This is a genomic window from Oceanococcus sp. HetDA_MAG_MS8, assembly GCA_019192445.1.
Classification (GTDB): domain Bacteria; phylum Pseudomonadota; class Gammaproteobacteria; order Nevskiales; family Oceanococcaceae; genus MS8.
The window spans coordinates 156,470-180,002 of sequence record JAHCMK010000004.1 but is presented as its reverse complement, the minus strand read 5'-3'; the positions used below and the strand labels follow the sequence as shown (position 1 = coordinate 180,002).

Sequence of the window (23,533 nt, the reverse complement as noted above, 5' to 3'; positions counted from 1 at the left end):
TTAGGCGGCTGCCTCGTACATGGCCTCGCCTGCGCGCAGAGGGTTGTCGCTAGCTTGGTAGCTGCGTACCCAGTCCATGTAGTTGTGCACGGTGGGAATGTCGGTGGGGTGGAAGCCAGGGCGGTAATAGCGAGCAATCATCGGCAGTAAGCGGCCCAGCACTCTGCCGAAGAGCCAAGGCATGTGTTTGGCGTAAAGCACCATACATTCACGTGGGTTGTAGCCGTCCATGCGCAGCATGAACCAGGGTGCGATCAGCGTGTATAGGCTGAAGCTAAAGGTCGCATGCGTCATGGCCAAACAGCGTTTGAAATAACCCACCTTGGCCACGCTCTTCATCACATCAAAAGCCACCGCCTTGTGCTCCATTTCTTCAATGGCATGCCAGGCGAACATGGCACGCACCCGCTCATCGGCTCCGGCTAGCATGGATTTTTCGGCAAAGAACAGGTCCGCCATCATGGCGGTGAAATGTTCCAAGGAAGCGGTCAGCGCCAAGTTGTATTCGGCGGAGTAGCGGCGCATACGCATTTGCTCCACCGCGCGGGTGTGTTTGGTGAAGGCCTCTACGTCAATGCCCTGACGCTGTAGGCGCTGGTTGTACTGGGTGTGGACCATGCCATGCTGACCTTCCTGGCGCATGAAGTCGCGGACCTCTTCTAATAGTTTGGGGTCTTTGATTTGGTCACGGAAGGCACGCACCGCTTTAATGAAGTAGCGCTCACCATCAGGGAAGGTGGCCTGCACCGCATCGAACATGCGGGTTTTGTAGGCATTGCCAGCGAGCCAATGGCGAGGAATGTCGTCACCATCCAGGCCAAAGTCTAGATCTTCGCGAACCACAATCGGTTCTTTGTATTGTTTGCGCTGCGGGGTGGGTGCGGCCATTGGCGTTGTCTCCAATCCAGTACGGTGGATGTTTTAAAGCATGCTACGTCGGTGTACACCACAGAGCTAGGTGTAGCTGCGACAATTCAGGGAAGAAATCACGACATGAGGAGACGGTCATGACCCTGGCTTTGGAACTGCCAGCGCTGAGTGTGTTAATGGCAGCCTGCTCGCGCAGTGGTAGCGACCTGGGCATGGCCTTAGACAGCTTCTCTGCGGGCCAGCCCAGCGGCGAGCAGTCGTTTCGTGACTTGTCTTTGCAAGATGTTGCGCAGTTGCTACTGCATTTAGAGAGTAGCGCGCGCCGCCAGCATTTTCCCTTTGCCGTCGCCGACGCTTTTCATTTTGATGGAGAGCCTGCATTGAACACCTTCCTCACCAGCGCGGATTCTTTGCGTGAGGCCTTGCGGCTTTTGGACTGGGTACCCAGTTTGATTCATCCCAGCATTGGCTTTGTTCCTGCAGAGCCCCCTGGCCAGCGCGCGCAGATGCAGGTGCAGGTCCTGGATCCAGGTGGCCGCAATAACGATCTGCCTGTATTCGTGGAAATGATTATGGCTGTGATGTGGCGTTGCTGCTGCACCATTGCGGGTGAACTGCAGATCCAGCCACGAGTAGTTTTTGCGCATGCACCACGGGCAACAGTGGATGCTTACCGTGAGTTCTTTGGGGTGGTGCCAGAGTTTGGGCAAGTAGCCAATGCCTTGCACCTACCTGCGGATGTACTCGATCTGCGCCTGCCGGGCCGTTTGCCCCAAGCTCATGCTCGGGCGGAGGAGCATATTCGCCAAATTTTGGGCCAGGTAGACCCAGCCCAGCCACTGCGACCCCAAATTGAATCGTTGCTTCGGCAGCAGCGACATTTGCTTGCTCAGGGCATAGATGCCGTTGCCGCCTCGTTGCATATGCACCCCCGGACACTGCAAAGGCGTTTGCGTGCCGAAAACTGTCGCTATTCCGAGCTGCTGGCGGAGCTGCGTCATCAACTGGCCTGTGATTGGTTGAGCAATAGCGCATGGGATTTAGAAAAAATTAGCGAGGAACTGGGGTTTAGTGACAGGCGCAGCTTTACGCAGGCTTTCGGTCAGCGGCAGGGACAAACACCCAGTGCTTTCCGCAAAGCGCGCCAGGAGCACAAGGGTCAGACTTAGCTCAGCCTGCACCTAGCAGGTTGATGCCTGTGGCGACTCCACATGGACTACTATCCCTGCCTGCTTCATCCCCCGCATAGAGACCCGCATGATTACCCTCTACGGCATTAAGAACTGCGACTCCGTCAAACGCGCCCGCAAGGCCCTGGACGAGGCCGGGCTGGCATATCGCTTTCATGACTTCCGCGTGGATGGCGTGGAGGCCGCACAGGTGCAGCAGTGGCTAGAGCAATGTGGCCAGGCTGTGATTAACCGTCGTGGTACCACTTGGCGGAAGTTGGATGCACAGCAGCAGGCCCGTGCAGACTCTGATGCGGCTGCCTTGCTTTGTGAGCACAGCAGCCTGATCAAGCGCCCCGTGATCGACAAAGACGGGCAGGTGCGTTTGGGCTTTGCGCCCAAAGAGGCAGAGGAGGTTCTAGCTTGGCTGCAGGAGTAGCTGGCGGGTAAGTGAATGTGACGGCTGAGCTTGCTTGTGGGGCGTGGGCTTCGGTCACCCTGGATGCCTAAGGGTGTGTTTCACCTGCGTTCGGTATTGCTGCATTTGCAGGATCTCCTGCCCTTGCTGGAGCAGCATACGCTCGGCCAGCTGGCGCACAGCAGGATGTTTGGCCTCACGGCTGGCAAATTTCAGCATCGGTAGCCCGCCTTGGTGGTGGGCTTGCATCAGGTCCAGAAACAGTTGATCTCGTGCCGTACCCGCGCTCGATTGCAGTGCGGCGATTTGCTCACGACTGGCCAGTCCGGGCATGCCGCCAGCCGAGCGGGCGCAGTCCAGCAGGTAGGCTTGGAGGTCTGGGCCTGGAGGCTCCTGGCCCAGCCGCATCCAGTCCATGCTGTCGCTGTCAGGAAGCAGCGGTGCTTGCCAGAGCTCTAGCCAGCCACGCATCTGGCCCAGTTCAAAGAGTTGGTCTTCGACGATGCGCGTGGCCAGGGCACTCAGAGGGCTGCCGTGCCCTTGGAGGAAGATGCGGCTGAGCATCAGGGCCTGATCATGGTGGCGGCTCATCTGTTGGGCAAAGCCCACATCAATAGGGTGGCCAGAGTCGTGCTGGTCAGGCAGGGGGACGGAGTGTGGTCGCGCGTTGAGGGCTGCGGCCATTCCCCAGCCAGTGAGCAGCGCCAACACCAGAGCCAAAGGGCTTTTCACGGAGCCCCATTCTCCAGCGGGTACACGCCGTTACGGAATTCCAGCACCAAAAAGCCGTTGTCCATGCAGCTTACCCAGAGCTGCTCACCAACGAAGCGTGGCGGTGAACTGCACCAATCGGCACTCATTTCGCCATGAATGGCGTTGGGGCCCAGCGCTAGCAGCTCAGGAATCGCCGTGATGTAGCGGAACAGATAGGGACCGAGATTGGCTGGGTCCGTGTTGCTGGCATTCTGGTCCGACACCATGGGCAGCACGCCGCCGCCATAGGCATGCAAAGAGCCGTACAGCTGGGCCGCGCGGTCGGGCTGAGCGGGTGGGTTGAAATAGGCGATTTCGCGGGGGCTGCGTGGGTCGCGAATATCGAAGACCCGAATGCCGGAGTTGAAGTAGCCACAGGCCAGCGCGGTGGGGTTGTCGCTACGGTCCACGTTGCAGTAGTGTGCCTCGTAGCTGAAGGCGCCATTGCTGGCGGTGTCATCGACGCGCAGCGCCGCATGCTCCGGGCGCTGAATCTCCAATTGCAGGTGCTGCACCACGACGGGATTGCGCTCGTCCGCAATATCGATGATGCGCACCCCTTCACTGGCGAATTCATCGGCCACGATTAAATGCGGCACGCCGTCGAAGAACACGGGCAGGGCATGCTGGCCGCAGCTACGCGGGTTCCAGGTGAGTTCGCTCACGCGCTGAACTCGTGGAACGGGATCACGATTTTGAATAGCGCTGACATCCAGGATGGTGACGCCGCCCGGCAGGCAGGTGGCCAGATACATGCGACTACCATCGGCATTGAATTCCACCCCATGATTGGCCGGAAAACCGCGGAGTCCGGTGTAGAGCAAACGGGGCTGGTCGGGATTCTCCACGTCAATGGCCGTGATGCTGCCGGCAATGGTTCCGGTGGACCAATAGGTACGGCCGTCCGGTGACCAGTTGCCTTCATGGCCGAGCACATTGGCGGGGAGCTCCAGGGATGTTCCCAGCAGGCCATTGCGATGCAGGGGCTGGGTGCAATCCTCGTTGATGTCATACACATCAAAGAAGGCAGGGGCACTGAGTACGCCGACGGCGACGCCGCCGACGAGGCCGCGTGGTTCATTCACCTTCAACGATTCCCAGGTGCCCAGCAGCATCCCGGGGCTGGCATAAGAACCGACAAATTCTGGCTGGGTGGGGTCGCTGACATCGACGACCTGCATGCCGGGCGTGGGGCTGAGCAGGGCGGCAGCGGGACCACTGGAGAGAAAGGCGCAGTCTCCACTGGAGGCACTGACCACCGAGCTACCCTGGCCTTGATATTGACCGACCAGCGCCAGGTTGCAGGAGTAGGCCTGCTGGTTCCGCCCGCTATCCCGATCAACGCGGGGTACCTGCCCTTGCAAGCCCGTTTCCGGTTCACTGCCCGGACCGCAGTCTGCCGGCAGTACGGCGCTGCTACGCGCCTCCAGGCTCAGGTCATCGGGGGCCCGGCCACCTTGGCAGGCACTCAGCATCAAGCAGGCTGCCATCACGGCATAGCCGCTCCGGGCCACTCCGGCCCACGGTGTTGGTGTCATCCTTGTCTCCTCAGGCGGGTACCGCCATTCGCCTTGCAGACTAGCAGCTCGCAGGCTGTTGAGGAGCGCTCAGGCTCTTTTCGCCGACCCTCAGCCCGCCCAGGCGGACCAGCCCATCCACAGCGCCATAGCCATCATCATCAGGTTTTCGGTGAGCGAGACAAAGCCCAGGGGCACCGCATTGGCGCCGCCGACACAGGCACATTTGAGTTCGCGGCGATCGATGTAAACGGCCTTGAAGACCGAGACAGCGCCGATGCTGCCGATGAACAAGGCCAGCGGTACCGACAGCCCATGCAGAATGCCGCCGACCATCAGCACGCCAGCCAGACCTTCGGCAAAAGGGTAGAGGGTGGCGTAGGGCACCCAGCGCTGCGCCAGTAGGTCGTAGTTCAAAAACATGGTGGCGAAGCTGTCCACGTTTTGCAGCTTGAGCAGGGCCAGTACCACCATGCTGTAGGCAATGAACCACTCGGCGGCCTGTATGGTGAAGGGGCTGCCGAAAGCGGCCTGGCTGCTAGCCAGGGCCATCAGCAGGGTAAGACTGAACAGGGCCAGGACGGGACGGTAACTGGGCTGATTAGGGTCGCGCAAGGGCAGATTCAGATGCCGGCGCAGATCTTCGTAACCGCCGATGCGCTGGCCATCAATGAATACCTGGGGCGTGGTTGTGACGCCATGCTTGGCTTTGAAGGCGTCGACTTCCTCGCGCGAGCGCAGGGGGTGGTCTTCAATCGCATAGCCCTGGCTACGCAGCAAGTGACGTGTTTTGAGGCCATAGGGGCATAGATGCTTGTCCATCTTCATCCGATACAGCACGGCGGTGTGCGTGGTACTCAAGGTAGCCTCCTGGCTAGTCATGCAGGTATGCCCTTAGGCTAAGGGCTGTACCGTGGTACGGAGTCAAGCCCATGTGGACCATCAAGCCTTTTGCCCAGGCGGCGGGCGTGGGCGTAGAGACCGTGCGCTTCTACCAGCGCAAGGGATTGCTGGAGGTGCCCGCGGAACAGCCCGGTGGCCGCCGTTACGGACCGGCCGATTTGCGCCGGCTGCGTTTTATCCGCCAGGCCCAAACGGCAGGCTTTAGCCTGCAAGACATTGCCGAACTCCTGGCGCTGGATGCCTGCGAAGACCGCAGCCGCGTCCGTGAACTGGCCCAGGAGCGCCTGCAGGCCCTGCAAGATCAAATTCGCAGCCTGCAACAGGCCCAGCGTAGCTTGCAGCGACTGGTGCAGGAGTGTGCCCAGGGTCGCTCCGGGCCTTGTCCCATTCTGGAAGCCTTTGCGCCGGAGTGAGGCCCTGATTTTATCGCCGCGCAAGACGCACACTTCCGAGAAGGTCTAGATACGTCGGGCTATACCCTTTGGCGAGCCGATCTTCGGCTCAGGAATTTCTGCCCCTGCCCCAGGGGTCTTCCTCTGGAACGGTGCTGGGATCCGTGTCTGTCCGCTTTTGCTCCATGTGGGCGAATACTGTGTATAGGCGCTGGAGAGAAATGGTCCATTGTTTGGCACCATCCGGGGGTATATTGTGTATGGACAAACTCAATGGATGACGAGTCATGCGGATCTCTGTGACAGAGGCCAAAGCCAAACTTCCCGAGCTGGTCCGACGCGCTGAATCTGGCGAAGAGGTGGTGCTCACCAAGCATGGCCGCGCGACTGTGCAGCTACTGCCAGCAGTGGCCACTGTCAGCCAGAAGCAGCGGCATGCGCTGCTGGCCCGCATCAGAGCATCCGCGGCCAAACATGCCAGGCCCGGTCCCGCTGCGGCACAGAGCCAGGACTTTCTCTACGGCGACTCTGGCATGCCGGAATGATCGTGGTGGATACTTCCGCCTTGATGGCCATTCTCCTCAACGAGGAGGAGGCAGATCGCTGCGCAGCCGCATTGGAGCAGGCTGAAGAGCTGTTGATCTCAGCCGGAACCCTGGCCGAGGCATTGATCGTGAGTGCGAGCCGAGGCCTGCGGCCGGAGCTGGAGGAGTTGGTTGCGGGCTTGCCGGTTCATATTCAGCCCGAAACCCAAAGAAGCTCCCTTGCGGTGGCCGATGCTTATGCGCAGTGGGGCAAAGGAGTACACCCGGCAAAGCTCAACTTTGGTGACTGCTTTGCGTATGCCTTGGCGCGGTCTCGACGTGCTCCGCTGTTGTTTGTGGGAAACGACTTTTCGCAGACGGATATTGAAGCGGCATAGACCCGTTCAGGCATCGACATGCTGAATCTCGGAAGCCCTTACTGTCGGTGAGCCATGCTGGCCGAAGCGGATCGGTATTCGCCAGATGATGACCAGGGTACCGCCGCACACAGCCTCTTGGCCACTCACCCTTCGCCGCATGGTGGGGACACATTCTGTAGCGATCACATCACAGAGCACAGTATGACTGTGAACGGTGCTGTTCAGGCGCTGGTCTTTGCGCACCCAGCTTGCGTTTTGCGCGAGCCGCTTCTGTCCCGGAACCCACCTGACGTGCTTCTGGAGGGCACCCTCTTGCTGTGATCCAAATACTGTGAATAATCACAGTTATGAATGATTCTGCACGTCCTTCCCTCACTGCCCGGCAAACTCAGGTGCTGGACATGATTCGCCAGCATCTGCAGCGTCATGGGGTGCCGCCCACCCAGGCCGATATTGCCCAGGCGCTGGGCTTTGCTTCGCAAACCGCCGCCAAAGACCATCTGCGCGCGCTGGCGCGCAAGGGTTATGTGGACTGGCGGCCGGGCGTGGCGCGGGGGATTCGGCTGAGCGATCCGCTACCCGCCGACGAACCCGCCGACTTTCTGGAATTACCGGTGATTGGCCGGGTTGCAGCCGGCTCACCTTTGCTGGCTGTAGAGCATGTGGATACCCATTACCGCATCGATGCTCGGCTGTTTCAGCCCCAGGCCGATTACCTGCTGCGGGTGCGGGGCTGGTCCATGCGCGATGCCGGTATTCATGAAGATGACCTGCTGGCTGTCCACCGCAGCCAGCAACTGCGCCCAGGGCAGATGGGTGTGATTCGGGTGGATGACGAGGTCACGGTGAAATACTGGCGGCCGCAGGCCGACCGGGTGGAGCTGCATCCGGATAACCCCGATTTCGATGTGATCGTGGTGGACCCGCAGCGTCAGCATCTGGCGATTGAGGGCTTGGCGGTGGGGGTGATTCGCCCCTGGAACACCGAGCCGGCGAGTGTTGAGCCATGACCGGCCCGCGTCCGGAGGACCTGCCCGAGGCCCTGCAACCCTTGCTTCAGCAAGGCCAGGTGTGGACGGCGGCCCGGGCGCAGGCCATGCCGCGCGGAGTGTGGAACAGTGGCTTTGCCGCACTGGATGCCGCGCTACCCGGAGGCGGCTGGCCCCGGCAGGGCTTGGTGGAATGCTTCCCGGCCACGACGGGGATTGGCGAAATCAGCTTGTTCCAACCGCTGCTGCGTGCTGCCGGACGTTGCTGCTGGCTGGCGCCGCCGCTGATTCCCTATGCACCGGCCTTACAGCAATGGGGTTTGGATCTGCGCCAGCAACTCTGGGTGCAGCCCAAAGCCGAAGAACGCTTGTGGGCCGCCGAGACGGTGGCTCAGTCCGGGGCCTATCCGGTGCTGCTGGCCTGGCTGGAGCAAGCCAACCCGGCACAGTTGCGGCGCTTGAGCCTGGCTGCCGAAGAACAAGGCGTGTTGCTGCTGGCCTTTCGCCCAGCGCGCACCGCCCAACAGGCCAGTCCGGCCCGTTTAAGGCTGGCTCTGCAGCAACAGCAGGGTGGTTTGCAACTGAACTTGTTCAAGGGCCGGGGGCTGCGTCCACAGCAGGTTTGCCTGCAACCGGAGCGGGCTGATGTGGTGGCTTTGTCTGCACGCACCCGCGCTGGCGCTGGATTGTCAGACCGCGGTCAGGCCGCCGCCTGAGGGCGAGGCTCCTCCACAGGTTCTGATCGACGCGCGGCAGCGCATCCAGCAGGCCGATGCGCAGGTGCTGGCTGCGGGCATTCCCTTGGGGCAGACCCTGACCGCTGCCCGCGCCTTGCTGCCCAGCTTGCAGGCCCTGGAGCCTGATCCTGAAGCTTTGGAGGCTGCGCAGTTACGCCTGCTCTGCCTGGCCTATGGCAGCAGTGCCCAGGTCAGCGCCGTGGAGCCGGGCACCGTGGTGCTGGAAATTGGCCGCAGCCTGCGCTTGTTTGGGGGCTTGAAACCCCTGCTGCGCCGCCTGCTGGAGCAATGGCCCCGTGGCTGGCGCCGACAATGGGCGCTGGCACCGACGCCCTTGGCGGCAGAAATGCTGGCCCGCTGGCGGCCGCGCTCGGTGGTAGCGCCCGATCCAGACTGGGAGCAGGCGCTGCAGACCTTGCCGCTGGAATTGCTGGATGGCCGTGCTGCCCAGACCCTACAGGCCTCGGGCGTGCAGCACTTGCAACAGGTGTTGGCTTTGCCGCGGGCTGGGCTGAAACGCCGTTGTGGGGTGGCCTTTGTGAATGCCCTGGATCGGCTGCTGGGCCAGGCCCCCGACCCGCGCGTATGGTTTTGCCCGCCAGCGGAATGGCTGGGTCAGCGCCACTTCGAGCCCGAAATTGCCACTCTGGCGGAACTGGCTCCCATGCGTCAGGGCTTGCTGGATGAGCTGCAAGCCTGGCTGTTGGCGCAGGACCTGCTGGCGCGGGCCCTGCGCTGGGAGGCGGATCTGGCCGGTGGCGGGGAGCTGGCCTGGGAAACCTGGCCGGGGATGCCTAGTCGCGACCCCGCTTGGCTGGAGCAGGTCAGTGCTTTGCAATGGGAGCGGCAGCAGCTCCCGGCGGCGGTGCGCAGTCTGCGCCTGCGCGTGGTGGAGGTCTGTGCTCCGGAGGCTCCGCAGCAGAGTTTGTTGCCAGGAGCGGCGGATGCTGTAGCCGAATGCAGCCCCCTCTGGGCACGGTTGGCAGCGCGTCTGGGGCCACAAGCCCTGGGCCGCCCGCAGGCGGTGGATGAGCATCGGCCGGAGCGGGCCTGGACGCAGGCCGAGCCTTTGGATCATAGCCAGGCGCCGCCGCCACCGCCGTATCCTCGCCCATTGTGGTTACTGCCCCAACCGCGCCCCTTGGCGGCAGCGGAGTTGGCCTGGGTGGGGCCGGCCGAAAGGGTGGAAACCGGCTGGTGGGATGGCGCGCCCATGCGCCGGGATTACCACCAGGCTCGGCGGCAGGATGGCAGCCAGGTCTGGGTGTATCGCGAGCATGAGCGACCCGAGCAATGGTTTCTGCATGGGGTCTTCGCATGAGCAGCCCGGCTTATGCCCAGCTCTACACCCTGTCGAACTTCAGCTTCTTGCGCGGGGCCTCGCATCCGGAGGAGCTGGTGGAGCAGGCTCATCGGCTGGGTTATACCGCCATGGCCCTCACCGATGAATGCAGCTTGGCTGGCGTGGTGCGGGCGCACCAGCGCGCCCAAAGTCTGGGCATGCAGCTGATTCATGGCAGCGAAATCCAGCTCGAAGACGGCGGTTGCCTGGTGCTGCTGGCGCCCAGTCTCGCCGCCTGGCAGCAGATCAGCAGCTTGATTACGCGGGGGCGACGCCGGGCCGAGAAGGGCGCCTACAGCCTGACACAAGCCGATGTGCTGGAGTTGGCACCGCAGGCTTTATGCCTGCTGGTGCCGCAAACCCTGGGTTTGAAGCCGGCCCAGCCGGACCAGGATCAGCCTGCGCAGCATGCCGATGAAGACCTGGCGGCTTGGCTGGCGATACATTATCCAGGGCAGGCCTGGGTGGCGGTGGAGCAGCTCTGCGATGGTGCCGATGAGGCGCGCCTGCGCCAGGCCCAGGCTCTGGCCTGGCGTCATGGCTTGCCGGCCGTGGCGGCGACCGGGGTGTTGATGCACCGGCGCAGTCGTAAGGCCTTGCAGGATTGCCTGAGTGCGACTCGGCTGAACAAGCCCTTGCGCCAATGCGGCCGGGCCTTGCAGGCCAATGCCGAGCGTAGCCTGCGGCAACGTGCCCGGCTGGCTCGCTTGTATCCACCAGAATTGCTGGAAGAAAGCCTGCGCATTGCCCGGCGTTGTGACTTTTCTTTGGATAGCCTGCGTTATCAGTATCCAGCGGAGTTGGTGCCGGCCGGGCAGACCGCCAGCGCCTATTTGCGCCAGCTCACCGAAGAGGGCTTGGCTCAGCGCTTTAGCGGCGCGGTGCCGGCGCCCATCCGCCAGCGGGTAGAGCAGGAGCTTAGCCTGATTGAGGAGTTGGGCTATGAGCCCTACTTCCTCACCGTGCATGACCTGGTTCGCTTTGCCCGCAGCCAGGGCATTCTGTGCCAGGGGCGGGGCAGTGCCGCCAACTCGGCGGTGTGCTTTTACCTGGGCATTACCTGCGTGAACCCGGCCACCTCTGAGCTGCTTTTTGAACGCTTTATTTCACGGGAGCGCAACGAGCCCCCGGATATTGACGTGGACTTCGAGCATGCCCGGCGCGAGGAAGTCTTTCAGTACATCTACCGCAAATATGGTCGGGACCGGGCCGCCCTGGCTGCCACCGTGATTTGTTATCGCAAACGCAGTGCTTTGCGTGACCTGGGACGGGCTCTGGGGCTGAGCCGGGATCAACTGGATCGGCTCAGCGGCGCCCTGGCCTGGTGGGATCAGCCGGAGAGCCTGCTCGCACGTCTGCAGGAGCTGGGTTTTGACCCGAGTTCAGCGGTGCTGCAAAAGTTATTTGAGCTACTCCCGCAGCTCATCGGCTTTCCCCGGCATTTGTCCCAGCATGTGGGCGGCTTTGTGCTCAGCGATGCGCCCCTGTCCCAACTGGTGCCCATCGAGAATGCCGCCATGGCCGAGCGCACGATCATTCAGTGGGACAAGGATGATCTAGATGCTTTGGGCTTGCTCAAGGTGGATTGTCTGGCCCTGGGCATGCTCACCGCTATCCACAAGGCTTTTGATCTGGTGCGCGGTGCCCATCAACGCGACCTGGATCTGGCCCAGGTGCTGGCCGACCAAGACCCCAAGGTCTACGCCATGCTCCAGCGCGGCGAATCCACCGGTGTTTTTCAGGTGGAGTCGCGGGCGCAGATGACCATGCTGCCCCGGCTGAAACCACGGGCCTTTTATGACTTGGTCATCGAGGTGGCCATTGTGCGGCCAGGGCCGATTCAGGGCGGCATGGTGCACCCCTACTTGCGTCGTCGTCGCGGCGAAGAAGCCGTGGATTGTCCGCCGGGGCTGGAGCGTATTCTGGGCCGCACCCTGGGCGTGCCCATCTTTCAGGAACAGGTCATGGCCATTTGTATGGCTGCGGCTGGCTTTACCGCCGGAGAAGCCGACCAGGTACGCCGCTCCATGGCGGCCTGGCGGCGCAAGGGCGGGCTGGAGGTGTTCGAGCAACGCCTCAAGCAGGGTATGACTGCCAATGGTTATGCCCCGGAATTTGCCCAGCGCATCTTCCAGCAGGTGCAGGGCTTTGGCGAATACGGTTTTCCCGAATCGCATGCTGCCAGCTTTGCCGCTTTGGTCTATGTGTCGGCTTGGCTCAAATGCCATTATCCGGCGGCCTTTTATGCCGCTTTGCTCAACAGCCAGCCCATGGGTTTTTATTCGCCTTCGCAGCTGGTGCAGGATGCTCGCCGTATGGGCGTGGAAGTACGGCCGGTGGATGTCAACGCCTCTGGCGCCCAGAGCCAACTGGAAGTCGATGCCAGCCCGGCAGGGCAGGCGCCGTCGCCTCCGGCTCTGCGTCTGGGGCTGAACCAGATCCAGCAACTGGGTGCCGAGGCCGCGCAGCGTGTGGCGGCGCAGCGGCCCTACCGCAGCGTGGCCGAGTTGGTACAAAAGGCGGCTTTACAAACCCGCGATCGGCAAGCTCTGGCTCGGGCTGGGGCCCTGCGTAGCCTGGCTGGACATCGGCACCAGGCGCATTGGCAGATGGCGGCAGTGGATCATGAGCCCAGCCTGCCGGCCGTAGCCGAGGAGGCCGCCGCACTACCGGCCCCCACAGCTGGTGAAGATTGCCTGGCCGATTACGCCAGTCTGGGGTTGACCCTGGGCCAGCACCCCATGCAGCTTTTGCGGCCCCACCTGCCACGCCGGCTGCTCACCATGGCCCAATGGGAAAACCTGGCCCACAAGCGTCGCTGCCAGGTGGCCGGCTTGGTCACCAATCGGCAACGGCCCGGCACCGCCAGTGGCGTGGTGTTTTTGACCCTGGAAGATGAAACCGGCGTGAGCAATCTGGTGGTTTGGCCGCGGGTGCTGGAGAAGTATCGCGCCGAAGTGCTACAGGGTCGATTGCTCCTGGCCAGTGGCCACATGGAGCGCGATGGCCGGGTGCGCCACCTCATCGTGGACCGACTCCAGGCCCAGGATCATCTGCTAGGGCGGCTGCGCACCGTGTCGCGGGATTTTCATTAATCGAGCGGCCGCTGTGGGCGAAGGGGTATTCACCCCGATGCTATTCCCGGGAAAACGCAGCAGAGCCGGTCTTCAAAAGGCTGTAGCGGCTTCGCATAAACACGGGCCAGTGGCCAGCGATATTCTCAAGACGCCTCAGGCTTAGCCAGCGCCAACGGAAAGTTGCGGTACAGCCTCTTCCATGGCTTTCCAGCGATTCTCACCCTGCTGCCAATCATCAATCCAGGCAGGAATGGGCGGGGAATCATGCTGCTCGCCCATGGCGGCCATTAACCTGGCGGGTTCGATCACGCCCTCACGGCCTTGGAATGCGCCCTTAATGGCGACCGTTGCAAAGAGCTTCTCCTCACCATCGCGGTTATTGGCAAAGAAGCGATGCTCCATAAAGGCCCAGCGTGCGCCCCAAGCCACCAAGGAGCTGTCTAAACGATAGGGCTGCCAAAGCTTGAGTGGTCGGTGGTAGCGCACGGTTCCCGAGGCAATGATGGGCCGCCACTGATTCTTCAATGCGGTGCGCAGCATGCCCGTACGCACAAACCAGTCGATACGCCCTAAGTCCGCCAAGGACAAATACCGCCCATTGTTGACGTGGCGGTTGAAGTCCAAATCGGAGGGCAACACTCGCCCGGCTAATTGGCCGGTTTCGTCAATACCGATAGCGCCGCGCCTAGATGTAGTCGCCAGCGTGTAGCCAAGCCGAGCCCAAGGCATATGTTCTTTCCGTATGAGTCAGGTGCGCTTTAACATACCAGCTGGTATGTGAAGTGAGCAAGAGGCAGGCATGGGGTGCTTCTTGAACTCGATGAGGGTTTGCTGTGTGGCGCTCTGGCGATGGGGTCAAGCCTCGGAGCTTTGCCACCGATGCGTCATCGTAAGGTCACAAAACCGACAAGATTTGGTCACAAAGCGACCGCATCTTTAGCAACTCAACTTGACTAGATTTGCCTGAGGGAGGGAGACCCCATGACACTGAAGCCCGTATTTGCTCTTGTTGGTGCCATCACTATGGCGGCCAGCTTGGTTGCTTGTGATGGAGATGATGGTGCACCAGGGGCCGCTGGCACTCCCGGCGCAGATGGTGCGGCCGGTGCTCCCGGCGCCGATGGTCGCGATGCCAATGCCGCTATCTCTCTGGGCTTATTGGGCCGCACGCCTGCGCTGCCGGCCAACTTTGATGAGTCGGCCGCGGAAATTGTTGCCTATGATCCGGCGACCTCCAGCGCTTTTGTGGTCAATGCCCGCAGCGGTGCCATCGATATCGTGGACCTGAGCGCCCCCTCTATGCCATCGATCACCGGTTCCATTGATGTGGCGGGCGATGTGGAAGCCGCTGTAAGCGGAGTAACGATGGGCGACGTGAACAGCGTGGCAGTATCGGGCAACACCATGGCGGTTGCTGTGGCTGCAGACACCACTCAGGACAATGGCTTCATCGCCTTCTACCAGACCGATGGCACCTTTTTGTCGGCCGTGGAGGTGGGAGCCCTGCCCGATATGGTGGGCTTCACTCCGGACGGAAACTTCGTGCTCTGCGCCAACGAAGGCGAGCCCAATGACGACTATAGTGTCGACCCTGAGGGCAGCATCAGCGTGATTGATGTATCCAACGGCTTTACGGGGCTGAGCGCCCAAACGGCAGATTTCACCGACTTTAATGCAGGTGGCAGTAAAGCCTTGACCGGTCCTGTGCGCATTAGTGCGAAGGCGGCGAGCGTCGCTGCAGATCTTGAGCCCGAGTACATCGCTTTTGCCCCGGACTCATCGCAGGCCTTTGCCGTGATGCAGGAAAACAATGCCGTGGCCGTCATTGATGTGAGCAGTGCCGAAGTGCTTTCCATCAATGGCTTAGGCTTCAAAAACTACGGCATTCCGGGCAATGAAATCGATGCCAGTAATCGCGATGGTGGGGTGAACATTCGTAGCTGGGATGTGTTTGGAACCTACATGCCTGATGCCGTTGATGCCTATGCCGTGAACGGTGCCCTGTACTTAGTGACGGCCAATGAAGGTGATGGACGCGAATATCTAACGGACGAGGCCGATGCGGCGGCTTGCACCCTTGCTGGCGGCTTTGAGTTCGACGACGGCGATTGTTTGCACTATTTAGATGAAATCCGCATTGGCGATATTGCGGGCACCGGTGCCAGCTTTGACCCAGACCTCATCGCCAGATTGGGCGCGGATTTCGCCAATGACGACAAACTCGGTCGGCTCAAGGTGATCACCGATCTGGGCGTGACCGGGGCTTGCTCCACCCTGGCAACCACGGGTCAGCCCGGTCCAGACTGCAGCTACGAAAACCTCTACAGCTTTGGTGCGCGCTCCTTCACCATTTGGGATGTGGCCAGTTTGCGGCCGGTGTTCGACAGCGGTAACGACTTCGAGGTGATTACCGCGAACCAACTCGGCGAAAACTTCAATGCCAGTAATGATGACAACGAAGGCGATGATCGCTCCGACGATAAGGGACCAGAACCAGAAGCCGTAGAGATTGCCGAGATCAATGGCAACACCTATGCCTTCATCGGTCTGGAGCGGGTCGGTGGGGTGATGGTGTACAACATCTCCAATCCCAATGCAGCCAGCTTCGTGCAGTACATCAACACCCGCGATTTCAGAGTTGATGCCGAAAATGACATTGAAACGGTGGGCGATCTGGGCCCGGAAGACATCAAGTTTATTCCGGCCACCGACAGCCCAACCGGGCAGCCCTTGTTGCTGGTGAGTAATGAAGTGTCTGGCACCTTGGCGGTGTTTTCCGTTTCAGTCCTGTAATTAGCCTGGCCTCCATGCGCTGACCCAGCCAAAGGTCAGCGCATGGAAATTGGGTCGGTGCTGCGAGCCGCCTGGGCCAAAGCGGCAGGCTGACTGCGCCTTGCTATCAGTTACCCATCATCGGTATGGAAGCCGCAACGCATGTGGTTCGGCGGCATAGACGAATAAAAGGGGCGTCTCGATGCGTCCATAGCCAGGTGACTGTTTTGCGTTGAGACACGACAACCCGCAGAGCCCGCGGATTACTGTGTTGGTAGGCAGTGAAGATGGGCGCGGCCCAATTCTTGCCCCTACATTCACTTGTTGCGGTATGTGCGAGTGTTGTGGACATATCCTCTGAAAATATGGCGTTAATTCTGGCCTTGTTCGCGGCCACCGCGGCCATGCTTGCGGCTGGTGTCATATGGTATGCGCTTCGACCTAAGCAGCAGCCTGCTGACCCTCGGCTATGGAATGCCGCCGAGGATGTGCTGGGGCAATCTATCGAACTTTGGCGTGCCCTCGAAGCGGACCCACGTTTATCGGAAAAAGACTTGGAGCATATTCATGCGCAAATTCAGGCCCTGGCGTCTTGCCACAGCCCTGAGCAGCGCATCACCTTGGCGGAAGCCGTGCTGTGCACAGCGTGCAAACTGGTGAATGGGCCTTGTTCTTTAGGCACCTGCAGTAAGCGAAATACGGTGTTCGAAGTGTATGAACGCTTTGCCTTGTCCTTGGAACGGGCCAAATCCTTCATCGTGCGCCGCGAGTTTTTGCTGGCCTCGCAGCCCACCGCGCATCAACACCAAGGCCCGTTGCCTTAGAAGGCCCTGACGCCCCGGTGGCCCACGTTGGTGTTTGGTGTTATGAGGCCCACTGGCGCCGATGCTGCCAGTGGGCCTATTAGGGCTGCGCCTTTCCGTCTGTTCTAGGCCTGCTCGAGGGCTTGGGAAACATCAGCAATGATGTCGTCGATATGTTCGATGCCTACGGATATCCGAACCAGGTCTTCACTCACCCCCGCCTTGGCGAGCTCTTCAGGATTAAGCTGGCGGTGCGTTGTTGAAGCGGGGTGACAGGCCAAAGACTTCGCATCACCGATATTGACCAGCCGCAGAATCATTTGCAGGGCATCAATAAAGCGTGCGCAGGCCTCCATGCCGCCTTGTATGCCGAAGCTCAAAATACCCGAGGCCTTGCCGCCGGTGATGGCTTTGCAGGTGGCATGGTCGGGACTGTCGGGCAGGCCGGCATAGTTGACCCAGTTGACCTTGGGGTGGTTTTGTAAATACTCGGCTAGCTTTTGGGCATTCTCACAGTGGCGCTCCATTCGCAGACTGAGAGTTTCCAGTCCCTGCAGAATCAAGAAGGCATTCATGGGGGAAATGGCGGCTCCAGTATTGCGCAGCGGCACCACCCGGCAGCGTCCGATGTAGGCCGCCTCGCCTAGCGCTTCGGTGTAGACCACCCCGTGGTAGGAGGGGTCGGGCTCATTGAGTACGGCAAAACGCTCTTTATTCGCCACCCAGTCAAATTTTCCGGAATCCACAATGACGCCTCCGATGGAGGTGCCATGCCCGCCGATGTATTTGGTCAGCGAGTGGATCACGATATCGGCACCCAAATCGAAGGGTTTACACAGGCAGGGCGTGGCCACGGTGTTGTCGACGATCAGCGGTACACCCTGCTTGTGTGCGATCTCGGCCAGGCGGCGGATATCCACCACATTTCCGGCCGGGTTGCCAATGGATTCGCAAAAAATAGCTTTGGTGTTGCCATCGATGGCGGCTTCAAAGCCGGCGAAATCGCTATGCGACACCATGCGCACCTCCACACCTTGGCGGGGCAGGGAGTGGGCGAAGAGATTGTAGGTGCCGCCGTAAAGCTGGCTGGTGCTGACGATGTTGTCGCCCACCTGCGTGATGCATTGCAGCGCGTAGGTGATTGCTGCCATGCCCGAGGACACTGCCAGTGCACCCACACCACCTTCCATGGCCGCAATACGCGCTTCGAGTACCGCGGTGGTCGGATTCATGATGCGGGTGTAGATATTCCCCGGAACGGCGAGATTGAACAGATCCGCGCCATGCTGGGTGTCATCGAAGGTGTAGGAGGTGGTCTGGTATATCGGCACCGCTGCGGCCTTGGTGGTCTCCTCCGACGTATAACCTTCATGCAATGCAATGGTTTCTAACTTCATGGCCGTGTCCCCTCGTGGATGTGTGGCGCAGCTGAGGCAGCGCGCCAGGCAATGTTTGGCGTGAGCCGGGAATGCAATGGGTATAGCACTCCTCGGGCGGGCAGGGTCCGCATTGAGCGTGCCCCACAGGATCTAGCTTAGCGAGGTTGCCAGCGTGCATGTGAGGGATGGGGGTGGCTATGTCACTATGCGGCCTTTGCTAACCACTGCCTGCCGTGAGAGCCATGTCCGCCGCCCAAGATTATGTGTTTAGTTTCAAATGCCAGGATCGACCGGGGATTATCGCGGCCGTCTCATCCTGCCTATTTGAGGCGGGCTGTGATATCCGCGATGCGGCGCAGTACGGCGATCCGGACACCGGCATGTTTTTCGTCCGTATCCACTTGGCGGCGCCACAGACTCTGTCCGTGGAACAGCTGCAACAGGCGCTGGATGGCCTGATCACGAAGTTTGAGCTGGATTACAAGCTGCACAATTTGGGGCAGAAGCTGCGCAGCTTGATTGCCGTGTCCAAACAGGACCATTGCCTAAACGACCTGCTGCATCGCTGGCGTTCAGGGCTGCTGCACACCGATATCGTGGGCGTGATTTCCAACCACGAAGACCTGGGCAACCTCACCCAGTGGTACGGCTTGCCGTTCTATCACCTGCCCCTCAGTGCAGACAGCAAAGCGGCCCAGGAAGAGCAAATTATCGCGCTCATGCGCGAGCAGCAGGTGGATCTGCTGGTGCTGGCGCGTTACATGCAGATTTTGTCGCAGAACCTCTGCCGCCAGCTGGAAGGGCGCTGCATCAATATCCACCACTCCTTTCTTCCCAGCTTCAAAGGGGCCAAGCCCTATCATCGCGCCCATGAGCATGGGGTGAAGCTGGTTGGAGCAACCGCACACTTTGTCACCACCGACCTGGACGAGGGGCCAATCATTGAGCAAGACGTGGTGCGGGTGAATCACACGCACTCAGCCCAAGAGATGGTCAATATGGGGCGGGAAGTGGAAACCCGGGTGCTAGCCCGGGCGGTGCGTTGGTATGTTGAGCACCGTATTCACGTGAACGGCCAGAAAACCATTGTGTTCGAGTGAGTCGCCCCTGCTCGCCGCTGGCTCACACAGCGCTCTGGCTCAGGCGGCTTGGGCGAAGCGCCGCACCACATCACCGGCGGACTCCACTGCAGTAATGTGGCCAATACCCTTGCCAGCCTGCCAGTACTGGGCGTAGCCAGGGTCCAAGGCCACCTTCTTATAGCGTTGGGTGGAGCGCAGCAACAACATCATCCGCGTGATTTTCTTGGTTTTGCGGTTGCGTAACAACCGGCTAGTCAGCGGCCCCACGCGCAAGCCCAGCTTCTCCAAATCGGGTGTGCGAATTACCGAGGAAAAGGTGCCGGCCAATTTGTTGGTCCAGACAATATCCTCTTCGCCATGGTCCACGATGGCCTGCTTGTAGTCATCAGGAATTTGGCATTCCTGCGTCGCCAAAAACCGCGTCCCCAGCTGTACCCCTGCATAACCTGCTGCCAACATGCGCCGGAAGTCATTTTCGTCACCCACTCCCCCGGCGCAGACCAGCGGAAGGCCACAGTCCTTGAGCTCGTCGAGCATTTGCTCTGGTGAGATTTGGCCGGTTTGCCCGCCCGCCCGGTTGTTGACGCAGTTCAGTCCATCCACGCCAGCGGCGATGGCCTTATCGGCAAAGTTCGCTGTGCTCACATCGTGATAGACCACGATGTCGTGCTCATGCGCCATGCTGACGATTGGCTTGGGGTTGCCCAAAGAGGTGAGAAAGAATTTCACGCCTTCTTCGATGGCTATGTGCATCCACTCGCGATTGCGTTTTTCATAAGCCTTCACTCCATCCATCAGGGTGAAGTTCACGCCAAAGGGCTTATCAGTCAGATTTTTAATAAGCCGCAGGCCGGCGCGGAAGTCATGCTTGTAAATATGAGTCATGGAAATGGGTTGCACCACGCCCATACCCCCCGCCGCAGAGACTGCCGCCACCAATTCGGGGTTGGAGCCGGGATACATGGGGCCACAAATCACTGGCACTTCAATACCGAGTTGTGAGGTGAGTGTTTGTGTTGCCGGGTTCATTACGGATGTCTCCCCATGGTTTTATGTCTCAGCCGCAGCCCTATGCGACCCGCCGTAGTGTAGCCATAGTCTGCCCCACATTTCCGCCAGCTCAGCGCAAGGCGCCACGGCTGCGTTTGAGCTTAGGGCTCCGGCTGACTACGCTGACGTTTGAATAGCTCAAGATATTCACGCGCCTCCTGCAGCAACTCCATACCGTCGGTGTCGAGGCTGCCATATTCGGCCTCATCATCATCGCGTCGCTCAAAGATGACCTGCTCCGCGTCGAAGTAGTACATCTTGTCCACATCTTCATCCTCGTCGCCGTTGGAGTCGATGCCTTCATCTTCGATCACCGCCAGGATTAACTGCCCCTGGGTGAAGTAAAACTCTTCAGTGCGCTCGCTGATGCCCGCGTGCGGGTAGGATTTAATGCGCAACACCGTGCCGTCATCTGTGTAGACATGAAGCTTGCTCCACTTCTGCGCGACCTTAGGCCGTAAGTCAGAGGCAGACAGCTCATGCCGCTGTAGGCGCATTTCCTCAATCACTGCGCGTCGAGCATCGATCTGAGCCACGCGCGACTGTACATTTGCGGGTGCCTGTTTTGGTAATGGCGTGGCGTCTTGGCCGCAGCCGCTGAGAACGGCGGCAAGGCTGAGCGCGACTAAGCAAAAGAGTGTGCGGGGCATAGCGAGCTCCTGATGGCGTGGTGGCGGCGCTGAGCAATGCTGATAGCGCGCAGCGACCACACTATCTAGCAAAGCCTCGGCGCGGCAATGCGGGAATGTACGCACTCGGTCTGCTTTGCCCGAGGACCAAAGCCGGGTTAGAGAACTATCGCGCCAGCGCTAGTTGCAAGGCAGGGAGATGGTGAAGCAGGCGCCTTGCTGGGTGCTGTCGAGTTCTAAACGACCACGATGTTGCTGCACCACCACATTATGGGCGATGGATAAGCCTTGCCCGGTGCCTTGACCAAAATCTTTAGTGGTAAAGAAGGGGTCGAAGATCCGCTCACGGATAGGCTCCGGAATGCCAGGGCCGTTATCCGAAATTTGTATATGAACGGCATCCGGCGAACTCCAGCTACGCAGATGGATGGTGCGCGGGGGCGCTTGGTCCTGGAGCGCTTGGCCGGCGTTGAGCAAAATGTTGAGTAGCGCTTGACCCAGCTCGCCAGCGTGCACGGCAATGTGAGGAAGCTCGCCCAACTCCCGCTGCACATCACAATGGGCCAAGTCCCGCTGGGCAACCGTAAGGGTGCTATCAATGATGCGGTTCACATCACAGGGCTGTGGCCGCTCCTGGCCTGGGTGGGCGAAGTCCTTCATGGCCCGCACAATTTTGGTGATACGTTCCAAGCCATCCTGACTGCGGCGCAGGGCTAGAGGTAGCTCTGCTTTGACGAACTCGAAATCGGCCTGTGCGCAGGCCGTCTGCGCAGATTCCAGCAGATGGGCGCCTGCGGAAGTCTGGTGTACAGCCTGGGTGAGCAACTCTTGCTGTGTTGCCACCAGCTCAGTGAGCTCTGCACTGCTCTGTGCGATGAAGTGCATGTTGTCCTGAATAAACTGGATGGGCGTATTGATCTCATGGGCAATCCCCGCGCCTAATCGACCCACAGCCTCCAGCTTCTGCGCCTGACGCAGCCGAATTTCCATAGCATCGCGTTCCTCCAGCGTCTGTTGTAGCTGGGCCCGTTCCTGTTCCAATGTCTGCAGCAATTGGTAGGTTCGCAGAGCCGAGACCAGTGGGGTGAGCAAGGCGACTGGATCAGGGTTGTTCTTGTCACAGTAGGCATCGATGTCGAAGCGAGTCACAGTTTGCAAGGGTGGCACTTCGTCTGTTCGCGCTGTGCGCAGAATCAGTCGGGTGCAACGCAAGCGGGGCTGGCCGCGAATGCGGCGCGCCAGTTCCAGTCCAGCTTGCGGCGTTTCCATCATGACATCCAGCAAGGCCACGGCGACATCGTCGCGTTGCTGCAAAATGCTCCAAGCCTCTTCCGCTGAAGCGGCTGCCAGCGTGGCAATCTGCGGCGCTTCAGCAGGCAAATCGTCAACCAGGGCCTGCGTGAATAGCACTATGTCCGGGTCGTCATCAACGATCAGGATGCACACAGGTGTTTGCGGCAGAGTCGCATCCAAAGCCGCCGGTGCAATGCTCTCGCGGGAGGCATTCACGGCTTTTCGCTCTTGGCTAAGGTCAACAAGGTGCTGGGTATATGAACATGGACGGGCTGCGCCAAGCTCTCTGCGGGGAAGTTTTGCAGTCTATCCAGCAGGCTCTGTGTTACCTCATGTTCACGCGCCGCAACCAACACGCCTTTGACAGTACGTAACCCGCGGGCCAAAACCATGCCTTGGCGTAGCTCATTCAAGGGGATCTCGATGACCTGATCTTCACCATGGCTGTGAATGTACTCACGTAGAGCGGCCATAGCGCTTTGGTCATAACAATGCGCGTGTTCGTCTAGATGCTTGAGGGCCTGCGCCGGTGCTAGGTCACGGTTACGCAGACGGATGTAATCCAAACTGAGTTTCAACACCCCAATTGACTGATGCAGCATTTGCGCCTGTGCATCCTTGATGTCGGGGCTATTATCTGCCGGTGCATCATGGGCGCCAGCAATGATGTCGCAAACATCTTCTAAACGCGGAATTGGCGCAAGAAGGCGCTGGGTGAGCGCAGGAATACCGCGCAACATCTGCTGTTCGTGCGTACCCAATGGCTCTCCTGCGGCAGCTCGTATGGCTGTTTCTTTGGGGAGGCTCACATAACCGGTAAACACCAGCATTGAGGCAATGCGCAAGGGCCATAGCGGTTGGATATCCAGGATGCTGCCAAGGCTCTCTGCGACCCGGCGAATGCCACTTAGGCCCCCATAGATCTCAGGTAAGACTAGGGCCAAGGTGTCGCACAGCGTTTTGATGCTCCCGCTGAGAGTTTGATCCAGAAGCGTGGACTCATTCTTGATCAACCGGTGCTGCGCAGCTGCGGCGCGCATCACCGTGAGTAATTCTGAAGGGGGGCAGGGCTTGGTCAAGAACCGGAACAGGTGTCCTTGGTTCACAGCGCGCACCGCAGCTTGTGTATCTGCAAAGCCGGTTAGAAGCATACGAATAGCCAAAGGAGCTTGTTTGCGCGCTTTGGCTAAAAACTCCGCTCCGTCCATCTGGGGCATGCGCATGTCGGACAGGACTACGGCGACGTCCGGGTTCTGTCTCAGCAACTCTAAGCCCTGCTGTCCGGACTGCGCGACTAAGACCTGATAATCCTTGCGTAGGTTTAAACGCAGACCTGATAGCACCTCAGGCTCGTCGTCCACGCAGAGAATTACTGGTCGGTCATTGGCGGGCATAGGGTCAGAACGGGAACGGATTGAAGGGTCGTGCCTGTCATGCAATTTACCCGCCGCTGT

At 60.2% G+C, this 23,533-nt stretch carries 22 protein-coding genes; 12 read left to right on the top strand and 10 right to left on the bottom strand.

Going from position 1 to position 23,533, the window contains the following annotated elements; all coding sequences use genetic code 11:
• Positions 1 to 888 carry a metal-dependent hydrolase gene (locus KI787_09180; protein MBV6630124.1) on the bottom strand — a complete coding sequence of 296 codons (888 nt, stop codon included), beginning with the start codon at positions 886 to 888 and terminating at the stop codon, positions 1 to 3.
• A 119-nt stretch (positions 889 to 1,007) separates the two neighbouring features.
• Here KI787_09180 and KI787_09175 point away from each other — a divergent pair, with 119 nt between their 5' ends.
• Both KI787_09175 and KI787_09170 read left to right on the top strand, forming a co-directional pair.
• Positions 1,008 to 2,039 carry an AraC family transcriptional regulator ligand-binding domain-containing protein gene (locus KI787_09175; GenBank protein MBV6630123.1) on the top strand — a complete coding sequence of 344 codons (1,032 nt, stop codon included), beginning with the start codon at positions 1,008 to 1,010 and terminating at the stop codon, positions 2,037 to 2,039.
• Positions 2,040 to 2,127: 88 nt separating this feature from the next.
• A complete protein-coding gene (locus KI787_09170) occupies positions 2,128 to 2,478 on the top strand; it encodes an arsenate reductase (GenBank protein MBV6630122.1) in 351 nt (116 codons plus the stop codon).
• Positions 2,479 to 2,532: 54 nt separating this feature from the next.
• Here the strand turns inward: KI787_09170 and KI787_09165 are convergent, their stop codons facing one another.
• The 3 genes from KI787_09165 to KI787_09155 form a co-directional block, all read right to left on the bottom strand.
• A complete protein-coding gene (locus tag KI787_09165; protein MBV6630121.1) occupies positions 2,533 to 3,189 on the bottom strand; it encodes a DUF305 domain-containing protein in 657 nt (218 codons plus the stop codon).
• The gene (locus tag KI787_09160) at positions 3,186 to 4,748 is read right to left on the bottom strand and encodes a hypothetical protein (GenBank protein ID MBV6630120.1); all 1,563 of its coding nucleotides are present in this window, start codon (positions 4,746 to 4,748) and stop codon (positions 3,186 to 3,188) included. The genes KI787_09165 and KI787_09160 overlap by 4 nt, the downstream gene beginning before the upstream one ends.
• Before the next feature lie 90 nt (positions 4,749 to 4,838).
• Entirely contained in the window at positions 4,839 to 5,609 is a 771-nt protein-coding gene (locus KI787_09155; protein MBV6630119.1) for a glutaredoxin, read from the bottom strand.
• A gap of 50 nt (positions 5,610 to 5,659) precedes the next feature.
• On the opposite strand from KI787_09155, the gene KI787_09150 reads away from it, so the two are divergent.
• The 7 genes from KI787_09150 to KI787_09120 all read left to right on the top strand — a co-directional run bounded on the left by KI787_09150 (position 5,660) and on the right by KI787_09120 (position 13,089).
• On the top strand, positions 5,660 to 6,043 hold the full coding sequence (locus KI787_09150; protein ID MBV6630118.1) for a MerR family transcriptional regulator: 384 nt from the start codon (positions 5,660 to 5,662) through the stop codon (positions 6,041 to 6,043).
• 266 nt (positions 6,044 to 6,309) lie between these two features.
• Positions 6,310 to 6,567, top strand: coding sequence for a type II toxin-antitoxin system prevent-host-death family antitoxin (locus KI787_09145; GenBank protein ID MBV6630117.1), 258 nt, complete (start codon positions 6,310 to 6,312; stop codon positions 6,565 to 6,567).
• A complete protein-coding gene (locus KI787_09140; GenBank protein ID MBV6630116.1) occupies positions 6,564 to 6,944 on the top strand; it encodes a type II toxin-antitoxin system VapC family toxin in 381 nt (126 codons plus the stop codon). Before KI787_09145 ends, KI787_09140 begins: the two co-directional genes overlap by 4 nt.
• Positions 6,945 to 7,273: 329 nt before the next feature.
• Positions 7,274 to 7,936 (top strand): transcriptional repressor LexA, encoded by a 663-nt coding sequence (lexA, locus tag KI787_09135; GenBank protein ID MBV6630115.1) that lies wholly within the window; start codon positions 7,274 to 7,276, stop codon positions 7,934 to 7,936.
• Positions 7,933 to 8,631, top strand: a complete 699-nt coding sequence (gene imuA / locus KI787_09130) for a translesion DNA synthesis-associated protein ImuA (GenBank protein MBV6630114.1) — start codon at positions 7,933 to 7,935, stop codon at positions 8,629 to 8,631. Before lexA ends, imuA begins: the two co-directional genes overlap by 4 nt.
• A complete protein-coding gene (locus KI787_09125) occupies positions 8,561 to 9,973 on the top strand; it encodes a DNA polymerase Y family protein (protein MBV6630113.1) in 1,413 nt (470 codons plus the stop codon). Before imuA ends, KI787_09125 begins: the two co-directional genes overlap by 71 nt.
• A complete protein-coding gene (locus tag KI787_09120) occupies positions 9,946 to 13,089 on the top strand; it encodes an error-prone DNA polymerase (protein ID MBV6630112.1) in 3,144 nt (1,047 codons plus the stop codon). The genes KI787_09125 and KI787_09120 overlap by 28 nt, the downstream gene beginning before the upstream one ends.
• A 141-nt stretch (positions 13,090 to 13,230) precedes the next feature.
• Here the strand turns inward: KI787_09120 and KI787_09115 are convergent, their stop codons facing one another.
• Complete coding sequence (locus tag KI787_09115; protein MBV6630111.1) at positions 13,231 to 13,800, bottom strand: thioesterase family protein; 570 nt, start codon at positions 13,798 to 13,800, stop codon at positions 13,231 to 13,233.
• Between the two features lie 252 nt (positions 13,801 to 14,052).
• Here KI787_09115 and KI787_09110 point away from each other — a divergent pair, with 252 nt between their 5' ends.
• Together KI787_09110 and KI787_09105 are read left to right on the top strand one after the other, a co-directional pair.
• Positions 14,053 to 15,864, top strand: a complete 1,812-nt coding sequence (locus KI787_09110; protein ID MBV6630110.1) for a choice-of-anchor I family protein — start codon at positions 14,053 to 14,055, stop codon at positions 15,862 to 15,864.
• A gap of 323 nt (positions 15,865 to 16,187) precedes the next feature.
• Positions 16,188 to 16,667 (top strand): hypothetical protein, encoded by a 480-nt coding sequence (locus KI787_09105; protein MBV6630109.1) that lies wholly within the window; start codon positions 16,188 to 16,190, stop codon positions 16,665 to 16,667.
• Between the two features lie 104 nt (positions 16,668 to 16,771).
• Here KI787_09105 and KI787_09100 read toward each other — a convergent pair whose 3' ends face one another.
• Positions 16,772 to 18,043, bottom strand: coding sequence for an aminotransferase class I/II-fold pyridoxal phosphate-dependent enzyme (locus KI787_09100; protein ID MBV6630108.1), 1,272 nt, complete (start codon positions 18,041 to 18,043; stop codon positions 16,772 to 16,774).
• Between the two features lie 224 nt (positions 18,044 to 18,267).
• Between KI787_09100 and purU the strand changes: the two genes are divergently transcribed.
• On the top strand, positions 18,268 to 19,125 hold the full coding sequence (purU, locus tag KI787_09095) for a formyltetrahydrofolate deformylase (protein ID MBV6630107.1): 858 nt from the start codon (positions 18,268 to 18,270) through the stop codon (positions 19,123 to 19,125).
• 39 nt (positions 19,126 to 19,164) lie between these two features.
• Here purU and KI787_09090 read toward each other — a convergent pair whose 3' ends face one another.
• From KI787_09090 to KI787_09075, 4 genes are all read right to left on the bottom strand, one after another.
• Positions 19,165 to 20,136 carry a nitronate monooxygenase gene (locus tag KI787_09090; protein MBV6630106.1) on the bottom strand — a complete coding sequence of 324 codons (972 nt, stop codon included), beginning with the start codon at positions 20,134 to 20,136 and terminating at the stop codon, positions 19,165 to 19,167.
• Positions 20,137 to 20,258: 122 nt separating this feature from the next.
• The gene (locus tag KI787_09085) at positions 20,259 to 20,807 is read right to left on the bottom strand and encodes a hypothetical protein (GenBank protein MBV6630105.1); all 549 of its coding nucleotides are present in this window, start codon (positions 20,805 to 20,807) and stop codon (positions 20,259 to 20,261) included.
• A gap of 159 nt (positions 20,808 to 20,966) precedes the next feature.
• A complete protein-coding gene (locus KI787_09080; GenBank protein ID MBV6630104.1) occupies positions 20,967 to 22,295 on the bottom strand; it encodes a response regulator in 1,329 nt (442 codons plus the stop codon).
• Complete coding sequence (locus tag KI787_09075) at positions 22,292 to 23,473, bottom strand: response regulator (GenBank protein ID MBV6630103.1); 1,182 nt, start codon at positions 23,471 to 23,473, stop codon at positions 22,292 to 22,294. Before KI787_09075 ends, KI787_09080 begins: the two co-directional genes overlap by 4 nt.
• Positions 23,474 to 23,533 lie beyond the last annotated feature (60 nt).